This is a genomic window from Bifidobacterium sp. H6bp9, assembly GCF_032193695.1.
Taxonomy (GTDB): Bacteria; Actinomycetota; Actinomycetes; order Actinomycetales; family Bifidobacteriaceae; genus Bombiscardovia; species Bombiscardovia kimbladii.
The window spans coordinates 1-18716 of sequence record NZ_JASTZY010000004.1 but is presented as its reverse complement, the minus strand read 5'-3'; the positions used below and the strand labels follow the sequence as shown (position 1 = coordinate 18716).

The 18716-nt window shown below is 59.3% G+C and carries 15 protein-coding genes and 1 pseudogene; 7 read left to right on the top strand and 9 right to left on the bottom strand.

All coding sequences use genetic code 11. The features are described 5' to 3' along the window. Positions 1-25: 25 nt before the first annotated feature. The 7 genes from ilvN to coaD form a co-directional block, all read right to left on the bottom strand. A complete protein-coding gene (ilvN, locus tag QRX40_RS06200; protein ID WP_029677724.1) occupies positions 26-580 on the bottom strand; it encodes an acetolactate synthase small subunit in 555 nt (184 codons plus the stop codon). A gap of 14 nt (positions 581-594) precedes the next feature. Then, the gene (locus QRX40_RS06195) at positions 595-2535 is read right to left on the bottom strand and encodes an acetolactate synthase large subunit (protein WP_198189623.1); all 1941 of its coding nucleotides are present in this window, start codon (positions 2533-2535) and stop codon (positions 595-597) included. Between the two features lie 217 nt (positions 2536-2752). After that, positions 2753-3514, bottom strand: a complete 762-nt coding sequence (gene rnc, locus QRX40_RS06190) for a ribonuclease III (RefSeq protein WP_313837076.1) — start codon at positions 3512-3514, stop codon at positions 2753-2755. A 142-nt stretch (positions 3515-3656) separates the two neighbouring features. Then, positions 3657-3851 (bottom strand): 50S ribosomal protein L32, encoded by a 195-nt coding sequence (gene rpmF, locus QRX40_RS06185; protein WP_015021378.1) that lies wholly within the window; start codon positions 3849-3851, stop codon positions 3657-3659. A 64-nt stretch (positions 3852-3915) separates the two neighbouring features. Next, positions 3916-4536, bottom strand: a complete 621-nt coding sequence (locus QRX40_RS06180) for a DUF177 domain-containing protein (RefSeq protein WP_313837068.1) — start codon at positions 4534-4536, stop codon at positions 3916-3918. Further along, the gene (locus QRX40_RS06175) at positions 4533-5225 is read right to left on the bottom strand and encodes a cell division protein (protein ID WP_313837066.1); all 693 of its coding nucleotides are present in this window, start codon (positions 5223-5225) and stop codon (positions 4533-4535) included. Before QRX40_RS06175 ends, QRX40_RS06180 begins: the two co-directional genes overlap by 4 nt. Continuing rightward, positions 5222-5731, bottom strand: coding sequence for a pantetheine-phosphate adenylyltransferase (gene coaD / locus QRX40_RS06170; RefSeq protein ID WP_045923959.1), 510 nt, complete (start codon positions 5729-5731; stop codon positions 5222-5224). Before coaD ends, QRX40_RS06175 begins: the two co-directional genes overlap by 4 nt. A gap of 62 nt (positions 5732-5793) precedes the next feature. Between coaD and QRX40_RS06165 the strand changes: the two genes are divergently transcribed. Beyond that, positions 5794-6105, top strand: coding sequence for a DUF3039 domain-containing protein (locus tag QRX40_RS06165; RefSeq protein WP_180335351.1), 312 nt, complete (start codon positions 5794-5796; stop codon positions 6103-6105). 25 nt (positions 6106-6130) lie between these two features. Here QRX40_RS06165 and QRX40_RS06160 read toward each other — a convergent pair whose 3' ends face one another. Together QRX40_RS06160 and QRX40_RS06155 are read right to left on the bottom strand one after the other, a co-directional pair. Next, the gene (locus QRX40_RS06160; RefSeq protein WP_313837063.1) at positions 6131-7150 is read right to left on the bottom strand and encodes an aldo/keto reductase; all 1020 of its coding nucleotides are present in this window, start codon (positions 7148-7150) and stop codon (positions 6131-6133) included. Then, on the bottom strand, positions 7150-8496 hold the full coding sequence (locus QRX40_RS06155) for a nicotinate phosphoribosyltransferase (RefSeq protein ID WP_313837061.1): 1347 nt from the start codon (positions 8494-8496) through the stop codon (positions 7150-7152). The genes QRX40_RS06160 and QRX40_RS06155 overlap by 1 nt, the downstream gene beginning before the upstream one ends. A 106-nt stretch (positions 8497-8602) precedes the next feature. Here QRX40_RS06155 and QRX40_RS06150 point away from each other — a divergent pair, with 106 nt between their 5' ends. The 6 genes and pseudogenes from QRX40_RS06150 to QRX40_RS06125 form a co-directional block, all read left to right on the top strand. After that, positions 8603-9241 (top strand): Pr6Pr family membrane protein, encoded by a 639-nt coding sequence (locus tag QRX40_RS06150; RefSeq protein ID WP_306221746.1) that lies wholly within the window; start codon positions 8603-8605, stop codon positions 9239-9241. Positions 9242-9307: 66 nt separating this feature from the next. Further along, positions 9308-10072: a ribonuclease PH gene (gene rph, locus QRX40_RS06145; protein ID WP_045935052.1), complete on the top strand. Its 765-nt coding sequence runs from the start codon at positions 9308-9310 to the stop codon at positions 10070-10072. A 36-nt stretch (positions 10073-10108) separates the two neighbouring features. Beyond that, entirely contained in the window at positions 10109-10795 is a 687-nt protein-coding gene (gene rdgB, locus QRX40_RS06140) for an RdgB/HAM1 family non-canonical purine NTP pyrophosphatase (RefSeq protein WP_313837054.1), read from the top strand. 1144 nt (positions 10796-11939) lie between these two features. Beyond that, complete coding sequence (locus QRX40_RS06135) at positions 11940-13940, top strand: hypothetical protein (RefSeq protein ID WP_313837052.1); 2001 nt, start codon at positions 11940-11942, stop codon at positions 13938-13940. Positions 13941-14350: 410 nt separating this feature from the next. Further along, positions 14351-17218 carry a hypothetical protein gene (locus tag QRX40_RS06130; protein WP_313837050.1) on the top strand — a complete coding sequence of 956 codons (2868 nt, stop codon included), beginning with the start codon at positions 14351-14353 and terminating at the stop codon, positions 17216-17218. Positions 17219-17635: 417 nt separating this feature from the next. Beyond that, positions 17636-18716 (top strand): annotated as a pseudogene (locus QRX40_RS06125) (hypothetical protein); the annotation flags it as partial.

Here is an 18716-nt window from a genome sequence, read left to right as displayed (position 1 = left end):
CCGCCTTCCAGGATAACGGGATGAGTCAGCGGTCGGTGATCTGGGAGCCCAGCACCTTCTCGCTCAGGGCCCGGGGACCCCGAGTGACGGCCACAGCGCCCGACCTGACCAGCTCGATGATGCCGAAGGGGCGCAACAGGCGCAACAGGGCCTCCAGTTTGCCCTCTGCCCCAGTGGCTTCGATGGTCAGGGACTCGGGGTGGACGTCGACCACGCGTACGCGGAAGAGTTTGACGATCTCCAGCACATCGGAGCGGTTGCGTTCGTTGGCTTTGACCTTGATCATGACCAGTTCGCGTTCCACGGCCTCGTCGCCCTTGAGTTCGACGATCTTGAGGACATGCAGGAGCTTGTTGAGCTGCTTGATGATCTGTTCCAGGGGGACGGCTTCCACATCTGCTGTGACCGTGATCCGGGAGATGTCGTCTCGCTCAGTGGACGAGACGGACAGGGAGTTGATGTTGAAGGCGCGCCGGGCGAACAGGCCGGCCACCCTGGCCAGGACGCCGGGGCGGTTCTCGACCAGAACGGAAAGGGTGTGCCGTTCGGAACCGGGCTTGGATGCTGGATAATTGGCCATGTGGTGCCCCTTTCCTACTTGTTCATGCGACCGGCGGCGTCGCTGGCCATGGCTGCCCGATCGGCTCCGGTCTGCTCATGCGGCTCGGGCTGCTCCTGCTCAGGACGGATGCCGGCCAGGGGCTGCACGCCCGGCTTGTAGATGATGGTGTCATTGGAGGCGCCTGCCGGGACCATGGGCCATACCATGGCATCCTTCCAGACGCGGAAGTCGATCAGGACCGGCCGGTCGGTCACTGCGTTGGCCTTATCGATGGCCTCCAGGGCCTGTTCCTGGGTAAAGGCCCGCAGTCCCAGGCAGCCATAGGCCTCGGCCAATTTGACGAAGTCGGGGATGCCGTTGCCGTCTGTGGGCTTGGCGCCGCCGTCCTCCAGGTTGGTCTGGGAGTAGTGGCTGCCGTAGAAGAGGGTCTGCCACTGACGGACCATGCCGTAGACCGAGTTGTTGAGTATGGCGATGCGGATGGGCAGTCCTGCCTGCCCGGCCGTGGCCAGCTCCTCGGAGGTCATCTGGAAGGAGCCGTCCCCGTCGATCAGCCAGACGGGCCGCGGATCCTCCTCTTCCCTGGTGCCGATGGCTGTTCCTATCGCGGCGGGCAGGCCGTAGCCCATGGTCCCCAGTCCGCAGGAGGAGACCCAGGAGCGGGTGCGTTCGAAGTCGATGAACTGGCTGGCCCACATCTGGTGCTGGCCCACGCCGGATACCCAGATAGTATCCGGATCGGCCTTGTTGCTCAGGGTCTGGACCACCCACTGGGGTGCCAGGGTGCCGTCTGGGCTGGGCTCAAAGGTGGTGGGGTAGTCGTGCCGCCAGCCGTCGATCAGCCGCCACCAGGGCTTGAGGTCGGGCTTGCCCCAGGTGCGTTGGGCTGCCTTGAGCGCCGGAATCAGATCGTCCAGCACCTGGCCCACGTCCCCGACGATGGGTACATCAGCCTGCCGGTTCTTGCCGATTTCGGCCGGGTCGATGTCGATGTGGATGACCCGAGCCACCGGGGCGAAGTCCTCCAGGCTGCCGGTCACCCTGTCGTCGAAGCGAGTGCCCACGGCCACCAGCAGGTCGGAGTGCTGGATGGCACCGTTGGCGGCCACCGTGCCGTGCATGCCGGGCATTCCCAGAACTGCTGGATCGGAGTCGGGTACGATGCCTCGCGCAGGCAGGGTGGTGACCATGGGGGCACCGGTAGCTCGGACGAGTTCTTGGACCTGCCGACGGGCGTCGGACCGGACTGCGCCGCCGCCCACATAGAGGACCGGTCTGTGCGACTGGACCAGGAGCCGGGCGGCATCGTCCAGGACGTGCCCGTGGGCCCGCGTCACCGGGTTGTAGCCAGGCAGAATCATCTCCTGGGGCCAGGAGTAAAGCATTTTGCCGTTCTGGGCCGTCTTGCTCAGGTCCACCACCACCGGGCCGGGCCTTCCCGAGCGGGCGATGTGGTAGGCCTCGGTCATGACCCGGGGGATGTCCTGGGCCTTGGTCACCAGATAGGAGTGTTTGGCCACCGGGTAGGTGATGCCCACGATGTCGGCCTCCTGGAAGGCGTCGGTGCCGATGGAGTCCACACCCACCTGGCCGGTCACCACTACCAGGGGAACCGAGTCCATCATGGCATCGGCTATGGGGGTGACCATGTTGGTGGCCCCGGGTCCGGAAGTCACCAGGCAGACCCCCACCTTGCCCGTGGAGACGGCGTAGCCCTCGGCTGCGTGGCCGGCTGCCTGCTCGTGGCGGGTCAGTGTGAAGTTGAAGCGCACTTGCTCGTCAATGGCGTCATAGGCGGGCAGAATAGCGCCTCCTGGAACGCCGAAGACCTGGGTGACCCCCAGATCCTCCAGGGACCGAATCAGCGCCTGGGCTCCCGTCATGGGCTCGCCCTGGGCGGGGACATCCTTGTCGTCATGGTCCCAGTTCTTGGGTACCGAGCTGAATGCTTGCAGAGGTGTCGGCAGACTCATGTTTCCTCTCGACCTCCAGACTGCGCGCCGACCTGCGGCCGTGCATGTCGAAATACGAACCTGTCGGAGCGTCGGCGGGGTGGGCGGACGATTCCCGATCAGGAGGAGGCATCTGTGCTGTTCGTGACGGCGTGCCTCCGGGTTATGCCCATAGTCTAAACAGGGGTCTGGTCGGGGCGTTGGCGCAGTACCGCATGCCGGAATTCCGACAGGAACTTCAGGCTGATTGCTCGGCGCGCAGGGTCGCAAGCAGGTCCTGGTCGTCCAGCTGCTTCCACCCCTGGGCGGCAGCAGCCAGCTGGGCCTTCCGCTTGCTGCTGGCCTGGCCCTTGCCGATCACGGTCCCGCCGTCCTCCAGGCGCAGTTCGGCGGTGAAGACCTGGGCGTATTCCGGCCCGGAGACCGTCATAGCGTACCGGGGCTCGCCCAGGCCCAGCTGGTGGGCCTTGACGGTGATCGAGGTCTTCCAATCCAGTGCCGGCCCCTCGGTGGCCACCTCGGCCAGGGTGTCGTCAAGAAGGGTATGGACGGTGGTCCTGGCCCCCTCGATGCCATGCTCCACGAAGACCGACCCGATCAGCGATTCGACGGTGTCGCAGAGTATGGAGTCCTTGTCAGCCCCGCCGTTTTCGCTCTCTCCGCGGCCCAGAAGAATATACTGCCCCAGGTGCAGTTTCTCCCGGGCGATGGCCGACAGGGCCTCCTCGGAAACCGCTTTGGCCCGCATCTTGGCCAACTGGCCCTCGGTCATGTCTGGATGAACCTTGTACAGGGTCTCGGTGGCCACCAGTTCCAGAACCGCGTCGCCCAGGAACTCCAACCGTTCGTTGTTGGGCATGCCCGGGTGCTCATGGGCGAAGGAACGATGGGTCAGGGCGTGCACCAGCAGCTCCGGGCTGATCCTGCCGCCCAAGGCCTGGAAGAGCTCCTCAGCCGCCTGGTTGCCGGAATCCACTTGCTCCTGTTCCTCCTGCCGCATGTGGTCTTCCTGATCCTTCCTGGAGTGCCCTGTCTGCATGGCCCCTCTCGCTTTCTCGGCCTTGCCGTCTGATGATATGGAAAAACCCCTGCCACCCGTCGATGGCCGGGGTTTTCTCATTGCGTGTCGATCGCCGATTGGCTCACTTGCTGAACTGCGAACGAATGGCGTCGCGGTAGACGCGCCCGCGGTACATGCCGCAGCTGGGGCATGCCATGTGCGGCAGCGCAGGAGCTCCGCAGTTGGGGCAGGTAACCGTAGCGGCGGCCTGGGTCTTCCAGTTGGCGCGCCGGGAATGGGTGTTGGCGCGCGAGGTCTTGTACTTTGGCAGTGCCATATTGTCCTCTGTTTCGATCGAATACTTCGAGCTTAAGCGTAGAGCAGTCTACCGCAACCTCCGGTCATTCGCCAGTCTGGCCGTCGTTGCCGGGGTTCTCCTCCTGCTCCAGGCGCTGCTTGAGTCCCTCCAGGGCCGCCCAGCGGTCGTCCATTATCTCGTGGTGGTGATCGGGATGATCGTTCAGATCCATGCCGCACTGGGGGCACAGGCCCCGGCAGTCGGGTCGGCACAGAGGTTGCAGGGGCAGGGCCTCCACCAGGGTGTCACGCAGCAGGGCTTCCAAATCCATAAAGGCGCCCCCTCTGGCCAGAGGATAGGTCTGGCCGCTGGCCTCCTCCTGCTCGGCCAGAATCTCCTCCTTGCCATGGGTCGGCTCCGGTTCGGGATCCTTGTAGGGGAAGAAGACCACCGGATCGTCCTGGATGCTGGTATCGACAGGCCTCAGGCAGCGGGTGCATTCGGTCTTCAGCGGTACGCTGATATGGGCCTGCAACAAGAGGCCGTCCACCAGGGAGTCGATGTTGCCCTCCACATGCACGGGTGTTCCTGCCGGGATGCCCACCACCTGGTCGCCGATGCCCTCCGGGGCTGGAAAATCGCGATCCACTCGGGCGCTCTGCCCTGCCCGCGTCGACACCTGGGCCACTGAAACCGCCCAGGGTGAATCTTCCGGTCTGCTCATCCCTGCGTCTCCTTTCCCTGGTCCGAGACTGACGCGTTCATGCTACGCGCCGCCTCCTGCTCACGCTGGTGGAGAACCTCCAGGCCGGCACGCACATCCTGGCTCATCTTGCCCAGCTGTGTGTCAAGCTCGCCCATGACCTGGGCGGCATACCCATCGGCCCCCTGGACCAGACGGTCTGCCTGGGCCTGGGCCGTGTCGATGATGGTCTGGGCCTTCTGTCGGGCTATGGCCACCACATTCTCCTGGCCGGCCAGGAAGCGGGCCTGCTCGCCGGCCTCCTTGACGATGTCTGCAGCCCGGCTCTGGGCGTCGGACATGGTGGCGTTGGCCTGGGTCTGCGCCGTATTCAGCCGACGCTCCGCCTCCCTCATGAGCGCCGAGGCTCGCTCCAGCTGCACTGGCAGCATTTTCTTGAGCTCGTTGAGGTCGTCGGTCAGCTCGTCTCGGTCAACCTTGACCAGTCCCGGACTGAAAATGGGGGCCTTGGCCTCATCCAGCATGGCCTGGATCCGATCGATGATGTCATAGACGGTGGTGAATTCCGATCGGGGGTTCCCGCTTTCGTTGCGGTCCTCCTGCAGGTCGGGCAGGTCCTTCATGTCGACTGCTGGCTTGGGCGCGCTCGCTCTGGTCGAGTCGTCGATAGGCTCGTCATCGTCCCTTTCCTGGGTCTGCTCGTTCATCATTGGCTCTTTTCCGTGTGCGGTGTGTCCCTGTGCAATGTGTCTATCAGTGCATCCACGACGCTGTCAGGGACCATGCCGGTGATGTCCCCTCCATGTCTGGCTACGTCCTTGACGATGGTGCTGGAGATATGCTCCCGCACCGGATCGGCTGGCAGGAAGAGCGTTTCCACCCCGGACAGCTTGCGATTGACCAGGGCCATGCCCAGCTCGGCCTCATAGTCCCCGTTCTGCCTGAGTCCCTTGACGATGACCGAGGCGCCCACTTTACGGCAGTAGTCGGTGATCAGGCCATCGGTAGAGGCTACGGTGATGTTCGGGTATCCGTCCTCGTCCAGGGCCCGGCGGATCATGGCCACCCGCTCTTGTTCGCTGAACATGGGGGTCTTGGCAGCGTTGACGGCCACAACCACGTGGACCGTCTCGAAGAAGCAGGCGCAGCGTTCGATCACGTCCATGTGGCCGGAGGTGACCGGATCGTATGAGCCAGGGCATACAGCGATAGTCATGATTCTCAGCGTAGCGCGTCATAGGGAGCGAACGTGCAGCTCGCCGCCGTACCATGGATGTCATGACTGCAAGCAAGAGCATTCGCATGGAGGATCCGGAGCGGGAGCAGAACCCCGACCAGGGCACTGGCACGGCCGTGCTGGATCGTCCGGACACCGAGACCGCCGAGAAGACCCGGCTGAGCGACCAGGGCGACGCTGACCGGTTCGCCCACTACGTCTCCCGTGAGCGCATCGCCGAGTCCAAGCTGACCGGCCGGCCTGTCGTGGCCCTCTGCGGCAAGGTCTGGGTGCCCAAGCACGATCCCTCCCAGTACCCGGTCTGCCCGGACTGCAAGCGCATCTACGAACAGATGACGGGCGGCAGCCACTGAGCGCCACTGAGTGGTCCAGGCTGCTTCAGGACCGCTTGCCCAAGGCGATCCGGTCGATCATCTCCAGCTCTTCCTGGCTGAAGTCGGCCGACTGGACGGCCTTGAGATTGTCCAGGATCTGCTCGGGCTTGGAGGCGCCGATGAGCACCGAGGTGACAGCGGGGTCCCTGAGCAGCCAGGCCAGGGCCATTTCTGCCAGACTCTGGCCGCGTTGGTGGGCCAGATCGTTCAAATCCTGAATCTGCTTCAGCCGCTGGGGGGTCAACGCAGACTCCTTGAGGAAGCGGCCGTCGGCACGAATCCGGCTGTCCTCGGGAATCCCATGCAGGTAGCGATCGGTCAGCAGCCCCTGGGCCAGCGGGCTGAAAGTGATCAGTCCCTTCTTCTCTTTCAGCACCGCCTCTTTGAGCCCGTTGTCCTCGATGGTTCTGTCGAAGATGGAGTAGCGGTTCTGGTTGATGATGAAGGGGACGTGCATCTCAGTCAGGATGGCCGCAGCCCGTGCCATGGTCGGCCCGTCATAGTTGGACAGTCCCAGGTAGAGGGCCTTGCCGCTGGTGACCGCCTGGGCCAGGGCGCCCATGGTCTCTTCCAGGGGAGTGTTCGGGTCGGGGCGGTGGTGGTAGAAGATGTCCACATAGTCAAGCCCCAGACGTTTCAGGCTCTGGTCCAATCCGGACAGCAGATGCTTGCGTGAGCCAAAGTCCCCATAAGGGCCAGGCCACATTCCATAACCGGCCTTGGTTGAGATGACCAGCTCCTGGCGGTGGCGGCTGAAGCACCGGCGCAGGATGATTCCCATGTTGCGCTCGGCGGCGCCTGGTCCAGGCCCGTAGTTGTCGGCCAGGTCGAAATGGGTGATGCCGTGGTCGAAGGCCGTCGTGCATAGCTCCTGCATACGGTCCAAGGGCGTGGTGTCGCCGAAGTTGTGCCAGCAGCCCAGGCAGATGGGCGGCAGTTTCAGACCGCTGTCGCCGCAGCGCCGGTAGGTTGTGGAATCATATCGGTTCGGGTCAGGCTGGTAGGTTTCGGATTGTGCGTTCATCAGATGCTCCTCACTAGGGTGGGAAGGACCGGTTCGCCCTTCATCAGGCTGAGGGCGTTGATGGGCATCTCCTCGAGGGCCTTGGCCCGGTGCTCCCGGGCATCCAGGACTGCCTGCTCGCCTTGGAACTCCGGCCTGCTTTGGCCATGGTCCACGTAGGTGACCAGCAGATCCCGCCAGTCCTGCTCAGGCGTAAAGGCTGCCAGCGCATCCTCAGCGCCCGAGATGACGTGCTCGGCATCGGCCACCCCGTTGTGATAGGAGCGGTAGGCCAGCTTGCGTCCCGGCACCGAGGCCTTGCCCACCGACTTCTTGGCGACGGCCTGCATGACCCCGTCGGAGTTCTCGCGCTCGGTCAGCTTGTAGACCATGGCGCAGGTGGGGGCTCCCGAACCGGTGACCAGCATGGTGCCCACCCCGTAGGAGTCCACTGGGGCATCCTGCAGGGAGGCGATGGCGTACTCGTCCAGATCATTGGTGACGGTGATGGTGGCCTTGGTGGCTCCCAGGGAGTCCAGTTGGGCGCGGACCTGCTGGGCCAGCGAGCCAAGGTCTCCAGAGTCGATGCGGACCCCGCCCAGCTCTGGTCCGGCCACATCGACGGCTGTCCTGACGGCCTCCTCGATGGAGTAGGTGTCGGTCAGCAGGGTGGTTCCCTTGCCCAGGGCCTGGATCTGCCCCTGGAAGGCCTCGCGTTCATTGTCATGAAGGAGGGTGAATGAATGGGCTGCGGTTCCGATGGCCTTAAAGCCGTATCGCTTGGCCGCCAGCAGGTTTGAGGTCCCCTGGAATCCGCCGACTATGGCCGCTCTGGCTGCTGCCACGGCTGCATATTCATTGGCCCGGCGCGCGCCCATGTCCATGCAGGGCCGGCCCTTGGCCGCGGTGACCATGCGGGAGGCGGCCGAGGCTACGGCCGAGTCGTAGTTGAGTATGGACAGGACCAGGGTCTCCAGCAGGGTGCACTCGCCGAAGCCGCCTTCGACCTGCAGAATGGGGGAGTCGGGGAAGAATATCTCGCCCTCCCGGTAGCCGCGGATGGTTCCGGTGAAGCGGAAGTGTTCCAGCCAGTCGATGGTGGTCTGGCTGACGATGTGACGGTCGGACAGGAAGCGAAGCTCGTCCTCGCTGGGGTGGAAATCCGCCAGCGCATCCAGAATTCGCCCAGTGCCTGCCACCACTCCGTAGCGGCGCCCCGCCGGCAGGTGCCGGGTGTATACCTCGAAGACGGATCGTCGTCCGGCCGTACCGTCCTGCAAGGCGGCATCCAGCATGGTGTATTCATACATGTCGGTCATCAGAGCCGTAGAGGCTCCGGTGTCCTTGCTATTGTTTTCAGCGTTCATATCTTCCCCTTTGTGGGTGGAAAAGCCCTTGGTTGGCCCCCAGTCTAATCCTCTGCCGACCTACTGGCTCGCCCTGCCCTCCCAAGGTCGGGCTAAGCTGATCCGCATGAGATTCGTCGTGGGCATCTACCGATTGCTGATCGCCTTTTTCTGCCTGGGCGGCACTTACGAGGCCTGGCTGCTGGGAATCGGCAACAAGTGGGTCTATTTTACCTTCCAGACCAATATCGCCCTGGGTCTGGTCATGCTCTGGGCCGGAGCGGCCACCCTGCTCAAGGGCATCCAGCCTCCCGCCTGGCTCAAAGGATGTCTGACGCTCTACATCGTCATCACCGGGCTGGTGGCCATCCTGGTTCTGGGGCTGAACAGCACGGACTACCAGCTGGTCCTGGGCATCCGGACCACATGGATGATTCACGTCATCAGCCCCATCCTGGCATCGGTGGACTTCCTCTTGTTCGACCCTCATCGTCGTTTCCACTGGCACAACGTGCTGACCTGGCTGATCTATTTCCCCTTCTACGTAGCCTTCGTGCTGATCAGAGCCGCCATCTGGCCTCATTCGGGACCGCAGCCGGGCGGCAATCCCTACCCCTATGCCTTCTTGGACCTCGAGCACTTGGGCTGGGCCCAATTGACGGTCAACCTGGCTGAGTATCTGGTCGTCTTCTTTGCTCTGTCGCTGGTCATCTTCCTGATTGATCGCATCCTGCCGGCCAAGACACCGCTGACCATTGATCGGTAGACGGCTGACGGAATAATAGGGATCAGACCAGGGGAGCCTGGGCGGAACGGGAAAGGATCATCACTGATGGTTGCTATCAAGGACATGCTCCAGGAGGGTGCCGTGCTGCGGCCTGACGGCAGGGCGGCTGATGAGTTGCGGCCGGTCGTCATCACCAGGCATTGGACGGAGGCCCCCGAGGGATCGGTGCTGATCGAGTGCGGTAAGACCAGGGTCATGTGCACGGCTTCCTTCACGCCGACGCTGCCCCGTTGGCGCAAGGACTCCGGGCTGGGCTGGGTCACGGCCGAGTACGCCATGCTCCCCAGGGCCACCAGCGACCGTACTGCACGCGAGTCGGTCCGGGGAAAGGTCGGTGGCCGCACCCAGGAGATCAGCCGGCTGATAGGCCGTTGCCTGCGCGGTGTGGTGGACATGAAGGCCCTGGGCGAGAATCAGATCCAGCTGGACTGCGATGTGCTTCAGGCCGATGGCGGCACCCGTACAGCCTCGGTCACCGGCGCCTATGTGGCCATGGTCGATGCCCTCCGATGGGCCCAGGACCACCATCACATCCGCAGTGCCGACAAGGTGACCAAGGATTGCGTCTCGGCCGTCTCGGTGGGCATCATCGATGGCAAGCCCATGCTCGACCTTCCTTATCTGGAGGACAGCAGGGCCATGACCGATATGAACGTGTCGATGACCGGAGCCGGCGATTTCATCGAGATACAGGGGACGGCGGAGCATCGCCCCTTCAGCCGTCAAGAGCTCGGCCTCTTGCTGGACCTGGCATCCAAGGGGAACAAGGAGCTTCAGGCCGCCCAGCGCAAGGCTCTGGCATCTGACTGACGCCCAGGGGCAGGTATTTCAGCGAGGAGGATCGATATGGGACAGGCCAGAAAAGTGGTTGTGGCCACGCACAACGAGGGCAAACTGCGTGAGCTTCGTCGCATCCTCGACGGTTTCCTGTCCGTTGAGGGTCAGAGGATCGAGCTGGTTTCGGCCGGCCAGTTGGGCTTGCCTGATCCGGTAGAGACCGGCACCACTTTTCAGGAGAACGCTCTTCTCAAGGCTGGGCAGGCCGCCCGTGAGTCCGGTCTGCCTGCGCTGGCGGACGACTCGGGGCTGGTCGTTGATGTGATGGGCTCCGCCCCGGGGATCCTTTCGGCAAGGTGGAGCGGCCGCCATGGCGACGACCAGGCCAACTTGGAGCTCTTGCTGAACCAGCTGAACGACATTCCCGATAATCACAGGGGAGGGCGGTTTGTCTGTGCTGCCGCCTTGGTCGTTCCGGATGTGCCGGGGTATGCCGTCCGGGGGCATCAGGTGACCAGGATCGGCGAGATGTCTGGAAGTATCATCCGCCAGGCACGAGGGGACAATGGGTTCGGTTACGACCCGATCTTCGTGCCCCGTGATCAGCCTCGGCGTGCCAGCGAGCGGCAGCCGCTGACCTCGGCGGAAATGACCTCGGATGAAAAGAACGCTATTTCACACAGGAGCAAGGCCCTGGCGGCCATCATGCCGATTCTCGTCAACTGGGTGCTGGGCGACGGCCATAGTAGAGACTGATAAATCTTTATATATTCACTTTATAGATCCAGTGCGGTGAACGGTCACGAAATATCGATAATCATGCCATGAGGTGCCAGTGCGCCTGAAGCATGTAAAGCAATCGCCAGGAAGAGATTATTTTATCTCTGTGATAGAGTCGGCGGTATTGGGGATAACCAAAAGCAAAGTCTATTAGGCATAGCGCACGATTCTATCGGGATTTGGGGGTTTCGTATTGAAGCGATTGCAAGAACGGAACAATAAGGGATCACTGCACGTAAGCCGTTCGATCATTGCCGTTCTGGTAACTCTTCTTGCGACGCTGGCCATGGTTGTTCCGCTGGGACTGAGCGCGCTTTCGGCCAATCAGGCCAACGCCATCGATGGACAGGACGAAACAGCCAACAGGAGACCCCTGCTCTACACGATGTTGGCTTACAACGACAAGAACGATTCGTATCAGGATGAGCTGCGCATGGACTTCATCCTGCGCGTGGCACACGGTGAGTTCAAACCGGATTGTGTGAAAACAGGCAGCGCTGATACCAATGGCTCTTGCAACTTATCCTTTATATATCAGTATAACGGAACACGTAATCCAGCACATTATCGCCGAGTAAAGTATCTCAACACTATTGCATCGGACGACACCTCTAGCGGTGCTGAGCAATGGGCAAAAAACCAGGATGAGTTTTTCACTGTACATAAGGTGATCAACTCAGGTTTGTATGATTTCCTGGTAGTTTCCATTGAAGGCGATATGGATCTCTTGAATAATGCTGGTGATATAAAAAATTATCTGCCGAAGGCTGAGGTTGCTCCATATTTCCAAGCCGGCGGCCACGTAGAGCCCCTGACTGTCTATGCGATCGTAGGGCAACAGAAGGATGCGCTGTCTTGCAACGGCGGCTCCTGGGCTTATGGGACCAATGATTGTGACCACTTTGACCCTAATACGATGAGCAATCTGCAAGATAGGTCAGCCAACATCATGGATGATTTGGCCAAACAGGGCAAGAGCATGAAGCTGTATATGGGGGATTGCTATGACGCCAGTTCTGATTCCAAAAGCCCTGATCTCAGGTGCAGCGGTCCCTATTCCTGGATAGGTTGGGACAACAATCCGGAGCTTTATCTTAGCCATCAGTCTAATTGGGGCCTGGTGACTGACTATGGTCTTCCTGCCGATTCCAGTCATGGAATAAAGGCCGTTGGACCCGGGGTGGCGCCGCCCCGCTCCTTCTTCGTGTATTGGGAGAACCCTCGCGGAGGCAATATCGGCAAGGGCATATGCTCTGAGACCACGTCATACTACTATCAATGGGTGGGCCTCAAAGACAGCCAATGGGTGCCTGTCGATGATCTGACCCCTGAGCCGATCCTGGTGGAGGGTCAGAAGCCGAGTCCAAATACGCTGACTACTACTAACGGGACTCAAGGCACGGCTGATTCCTATTCGGCCTTTAATTTGCCTAAAAAACCGAATAATTCCAATGAGATGTTTGCCACGGACAAGAACGGCCAGCCTATGCCCGCTCAGAATGCTGATGGCTCCATTGACTTCAAGAAGGCCAAGGAAGACCAGGATCTTGACGGCTACTTCAAAATGGTTACCTGGCCTGTGACCAAGAACTTGAATGACACCGGCACCGACAACAACTGCAACGTCAATCCCGAAGTATACAACCCCATGCGCAAAGGTCTTGCGGGCATAACAGATGATATGGATGCTTCGCAGAAGAGCCAGAATTTGGACTCGGGCTGGACTATTAATACCGCCTTTTATAAGTACGATGTGCCTCGTCCCGATGATCCGACGATCACCAAGATTGAGAATGGTGCTGACGGCGCCCTGGATGCTTCTGGGAGTGTCTACACCAGCAATCTTGATCCGGTGGTCAGCGGTGAGTGCACTCCTTCCAAAAACAGTGCGCATCCGAATGTTGTGACGCTCTACGGTGAGGATCCCACCAAACCCTTTAACGATGGTCAGGGTGCAAACAATGACGATCTTGTAAAATCTGCGGACACTTGGGGATTCAAGCTGGGCGAGGCTGAGTGCAAGGCCGACACTGGCAGCAAACAAGGCGGCTCCTGGCAGATACAGGACACCAATAAGCAATACCCATCACCAGACCCTGGCAACAAATTCGACGGGTACAGGCGCTATCACGCCTGGGTGACCGAAACAACCTCCGGGTTCGGCCTGACCTCCTTCTTCTCGAATATTGGCACGGCTTATTTCGTTTCGGGAGAAAACATCCCGGATGCCAGCAAGTTCTCGGTCACTGTGCCTCATACCGTCAATGGGAATCTGCCGTCGAATGTGGTCGTCACGTTCAAGGGTGAGGTGTCGCCTGTGTATACGGCCTGGTCGTCGGGCGGGCTGGGGATGACTGATTCCAGGATGGCTGTTTCGATGAAGCAGAATGCTGCCTCGGACTGGACGCCCCTGCTGACCACTCCGGCCAACACCTTCCAGAGGGATGCGGCGGTCGGCACTGCTCCTTCCGTCGCGGATTCCGCCTCGGGCCTCACGCTGAACCTGACCAAGACGGCGGCTTCCACTTGGTCCTGGTCGCTGAACATCCCTGCTGACAAGTTCACCGGTTACAACGGTGACGATGAAACGCAGACATACACTTTCCATGTTGAGATGATCAACCCGATGAACGTTCATTCAGACCCAGCGTCCATCGAGCGGAAGATCGACATGACGCCCACCACGCTGACCATTGACCGCCATGACGTCTTCCAGGTGGCCGGCAGGGCCTATAAGTATGTCAATGGAAACACGAAGGTTCCTGAGACCAAAGGCACCCTGGTCCATATAACCTGGCCCGGCAAGACCAATAGCAGCACTGATGTCGCAGTGGGAGATCAGGGTTCATGGCAGGCGACCCCACCTGAGGGCGTCAATCAGGGGCAGTTCTCTGCTCAGGTGCTTTCGGATGATGCCGAGGGCCCTGACGCGCAGGGTCGGTTCCAGGGCGGGAACCAGTCGGCCTCGGTGTCGCATGAGCTGGACTTCCGGCCTTCGACCTCCTCCCTGCCGCTTACCGGCGGATGGCCGCTTTCCGTGCTCAGGATCCTGCTGCTGATAGCCCTAGGCCTGGTGGGCTTCGTGGCCTGCCTGAGGAACAGGCAGGAAAGCCGCCACTGACCCCGGCAGCATAAGAACAGGGCCCGCCCTCATCCTTCCAATTCCATGGAGATGAGAGCGGGCCCTGTTTTTTTTTTATTCCTGTGATGCTGCCGTTACGCCACTCACGACTGCAGCGTGTCCTCCGATAAAGACAAGATACTGCTTCTGATCAGCTAGGTCCTGGGCTTGCCGGGGTCAAGACCTTGGACGGCTAAAAACACCCTATCTGAATCCCAGATTATGACTTCCATCTCTGTACTCTTGGAACGCGTAAACAAGGAATGAAGATGCATTTTTGTGCTCTATATTCAGTTGGCTTAATTGGGGATGAGTCAAAAACGGGGTTGATCTGTTCTGGAGCATGATTTCATTGTGGTTTGGGGGGTATTGTATTGAAGCGTTTGCAAGAACGTGACAATAAGGGATCATTGCACGTAAGCCGTTCGATCATTGCCGTTCTGGTAACCCTTCTGGCGACGCTGGCCATGGTTGTTCCGTTGGGGCTGAGCGCTTTGTCGGCCAGTCAGGCCAATGCCATCGATGGACAGGATGAAACGGCCAGCAGGAAGCCAATGCTCTATAGGATGATGGGCTACAACAACAAGGTGGATGCCTGGCAGGATGAGCTGCGCATGGACTTCATCCTGCGCGTGAAACACAACGAGTTCGACCCATCTTGCGCCAATAGTAGCGGTGGTGCCGATACCCGGGGCAATTGTAATCTGGCCTTTGTCTATCAGTACAAGGGCTCAGATAGTCCATCATATTATCGCAGAATAAAGTATCTGAACACCATAGCTTCAGCGTCATCCTCGGATCAGCCCTGGTCCGGAGCCTACAAGTGGGCGCAGAACAGGGATGAGTACTTCACCGTGCACACGATAATCAATTCTGGTTTATATGATTATTTGACCATTTCCATTGAGGGTGATCTGGCGCTGAAAAATTCTGCTGATGCGTCATATTACCAACCTGGTGGTGCCGACGAACCCCTGAATATCTACGCGGTCGTTGGACAGCAGAACGGGGCATTGTCCTGCCTGCGCCCTAGCAACTCGTGGAGTTGGTCTAGCGGAATCGATGACTGTACCACTTTCAACCCTGAAACTATGATTAATGTGCCAGATAGGGTATCGAATATTACAGCATCTTTAGCAGCAGATGGTAAGTACATCAAACTATTTATGGGCGACTGTCTGGGTAAGGGTGCTGATCTTCAATGCAGTGGCCCGTATTCTTGGGTAGGCTGGGATAACTATCCATTACTCTATGGAGCCAATCAGTCCAACTGGGGCATGGTAACCGACTATGGTTTTCCTGACTACAAGAGCAATGCTACTGGGCCAATCGCCGGCACTGCTCCGGGCACAGCTCCGGCACGGTCGTTCTTCGTGTACTGGTTGAATGATCGTGGCAGCACTAGAGATAATCCTGATGGCATATGTTCTGAGACCAATTCCTATTATTACCAGTGGGTGGCTCTGAAGGATAGCGAGTGGGTGCCTGTTGATGAGCTGACTCCCGAGCCGGTTCTGGTGACAGGCCAGCAGCCGTCCCCCAATACGGTCACCACCACGGCAGGCAAGCAATTTCAAGCCGCTAATTATTCGGCTTTCAATTTGCCTAAACAGCCCAGCAATCCCAATGAGATGTTTGCCACTGACAGGAACGGCCAGCCTATGCCTGCCCAGAAGGCTGATGGCGGGATTGATTTCAAGGAGGCCAAGGAGAAGCAGGATCTTGACGGCTATTTCAAGATGGTCACCTGGCCTGTCACCACGAATAGGGATGGCAGCGCTTGTACCGTCAGCCCTGAAGTGTACAACCCTGATCAGAAAGGCCTCGTCGGTATACGTGACGGCATGAACAGCTCGGATATAGAACGGAATATTGCTGCGGGCTGGACAATCAATAGTGCGTTCTATAAGTACGATGTGCCTCGTCCTAAGGATCCGACGATCACTAACATCCAGGATGATGCAGATGGCAGCTTGGATGCTTCGGGCAGTGTGTATACTTCCAAGCTTGATCCGGTGGTCAGTGGTGAGTGCACGCCCTCCAAGGATGCAGCGCACCCAAACAAGGTTGTTCTCTACGGCGAGGATCCCGTCAATCCCATCAGTGACGGGCAGAGCCAGAACGGCGGAGACTTGGTGAAGATCGCGGATACTTGGGGGTTCAGGCTGGGCGAAGTTGAATGCCAGGTCGATCCCAAGAGCAAGCAGGGAGGGTCCTGGCAGATACAGGACACCAACAAGCTGTATTCGTCGCCGGGCCAAGGCAACAAGTACAGCGGCTACAGGCGGTATCATGCCTGGGAGGTCGAGTCCATGTCCGGGTTCGGTTTGACTTCCTTCTTCTCGAATATTGGCACGGCTTATTTCGTCTCCGGGGAGAACGTCCCGGATGCCAGCAAGTTCTCGGTCACGGTGCCTCATACGATAAACGGGAGTCTGCCCGCAGGTTCGGTGGTCACGTTCAAGGGTGAGGTATCACCTGTCTACACAGCCTGGTCGGCGGGGAAGTTGGGGATGACTGATTCCAGGATGGCCATTTCCATGAAGCAGAATGCTGCCTCTGATTGGACCAGCTTGGTGACTACTCCGGCCAACACCTTCCAGAGGGATGCGGCGGTCGGCGCTGCTCCTTCCGTCACTGACCCCGCATCAGGCCTCACGTTGAATCTCACCAAGACGGCGGCTTCCACCTGGTACTGGACCTTGAATATCCCCGCCGGTAAATTCACCGGCTATGACGGTAGCGACCAGACGCAGACCTATACCTTCCAGGTTGAGATGATCAACCCGATGAACGTACGTTCAAGGTCGGCATCCATCGAGCGGAAGGTCGACATGACGCCCACCGCGTTGACCTTGGAGCGGTACGACGTCTTCCAGGTGGCAGGCAAAGCCTATAAGTATGTGGATGGGGACAGGAAGGTTCCTGAGACCAAGGGGACCATGGTGCATGTGACCTGGCCCGGCAATAGCGGTACGGATGTCGTTGTGGGGGATCAGGGTTCGTGGCAGGCGACCCCGCCTGAGGGCGTCAATCAGGGGCGGTTCTCTGCTCAGGTGCTTTCGGATGATGCCGAGGGCCCTGACGCGCAGGGCCGGTTCCAGGGCGGGAACCAGTCGGCCTCGGTGTCGCACGCGTTGGAGTTCCGTCCTTCCAACTCGGCTTTGCCGCTTACCGGGGGATGGCCGCTTTCCGCGCTCAAAATCCTGCTGCTGATGGCATTGGGCCTGGTCGGGTTCGTGGCCTGCCTGAGGAACAGGCAGGAAAGCCGGCACTGACCTCGGTCGTATAAGACAGGGACCGCTCTCATCCTTCCAATTTCATGGAGATGAGCCCGGGCCCTGTTTTTTAATTCCCGTGTTGCTGCCGTTGCCAAGGCAGTATTCGCCCCCAATCCGGAACGACCCGAAGAAGACAACATATCGCTTCTCACCAGCTGGGTGCTGGTCCTGCATGGTCGAGAACTTGAACCGCCGCAAAACACCCGATTTGAATCCCAGATTTTGCCCTTCATTTCTGTAGCCTTGAAAAGGCAAAGAACAATTTATATGCATTGTTGTGCTCTATGTGCAGTTGCCTTAATTGGGGGTAGGTCAAAAGCAGACTTGATTTGTTCTGGAGCATGATTTCATTGTTGTTTGGGGGGTATTGTATTGAAGCGTTTGCAAGAACGGGGCGCTAAGGGTTCACAAGGTGTGAACCGTCCGATCATTGCCGTTCTGGTAACTCTTCTGGCGACGCTGGCCATGGTTGTTCCGTTGGGGCTGAGCGCACTTTCGGCCAATCAGGCCAACGCCATTGATGGGCAGGACGAAACGGCCAGTAGGAAGCCCAAACTCTATAGGATGTTGGGCTACAACAACAAGCTTGATTCCTATCAGGATGAGCTGCGCATGGACTTCATCCTGCGGGTAAAACACAACGAGTTTGACCCTTCTTGCGCCGACGCCACTTCTGGTGCCGATACCAAGGGCAATTGCAATCTGGCCTTTGTCTATCAGTACAAGGGGTCAGATGACACTTCCTTTTATCGCAGAATAAAGTATCTGAACACCATAGCCTCAGCATCATCCTCGGATCAGCCCTGGTCCGGAGCCTACAAGTGGGCGCAAAATCAAGATGAGTATTTCACCGTGCACACCATAATAAACTCCGGTTTATATGACTATCTGACCATTTCCATTGAGGGTGATCTGGCGCTGAAGAATTCTGCTGATGCGTCATATTACCAACCTGGTGGGGCCAACGAGCCGGTGAATATCTACGCAGTCGTTGGTAAACAGGACGATGCACTGTCCTGCCTGCGCCCTAGCAACTCGTGGAGTTGGTCTAGCGGAATCGATAATTGTCGCAATTTTGACCCTGACACCATGATCAATGCGCCGGACAGGGTATCCAACATTACTTCAACTTTAGCGGCGAACGACAAAAACTTCACTTTGTATATGCAAGAATGCCTGGGCACGGGCGCTGATCTCCAGTGCAGCGGCCCGTATTCTTGGGTTGGTTGGAACAGCAACCCAAATCTCTACGGAGGCAATCAGGCTAACTGGGGCATGGTAACCGATTACGGTTTTCCTGACTATACGAGCAATGCTACTGGGCCAATCGCCGGCACTGCTCCGGGAACAGCTCCGGCACGGTCGTTTTTCGTGTACTGGCTCAATGTGCGCGGCAGCACCAGAGATAATCCTGATGGCATATGTTCTGAGACCAATTCGTATTATTACCAGTGGGTGGCTCTGAAGGATAGCGAGTGGGTGCCTGTTGATGAGC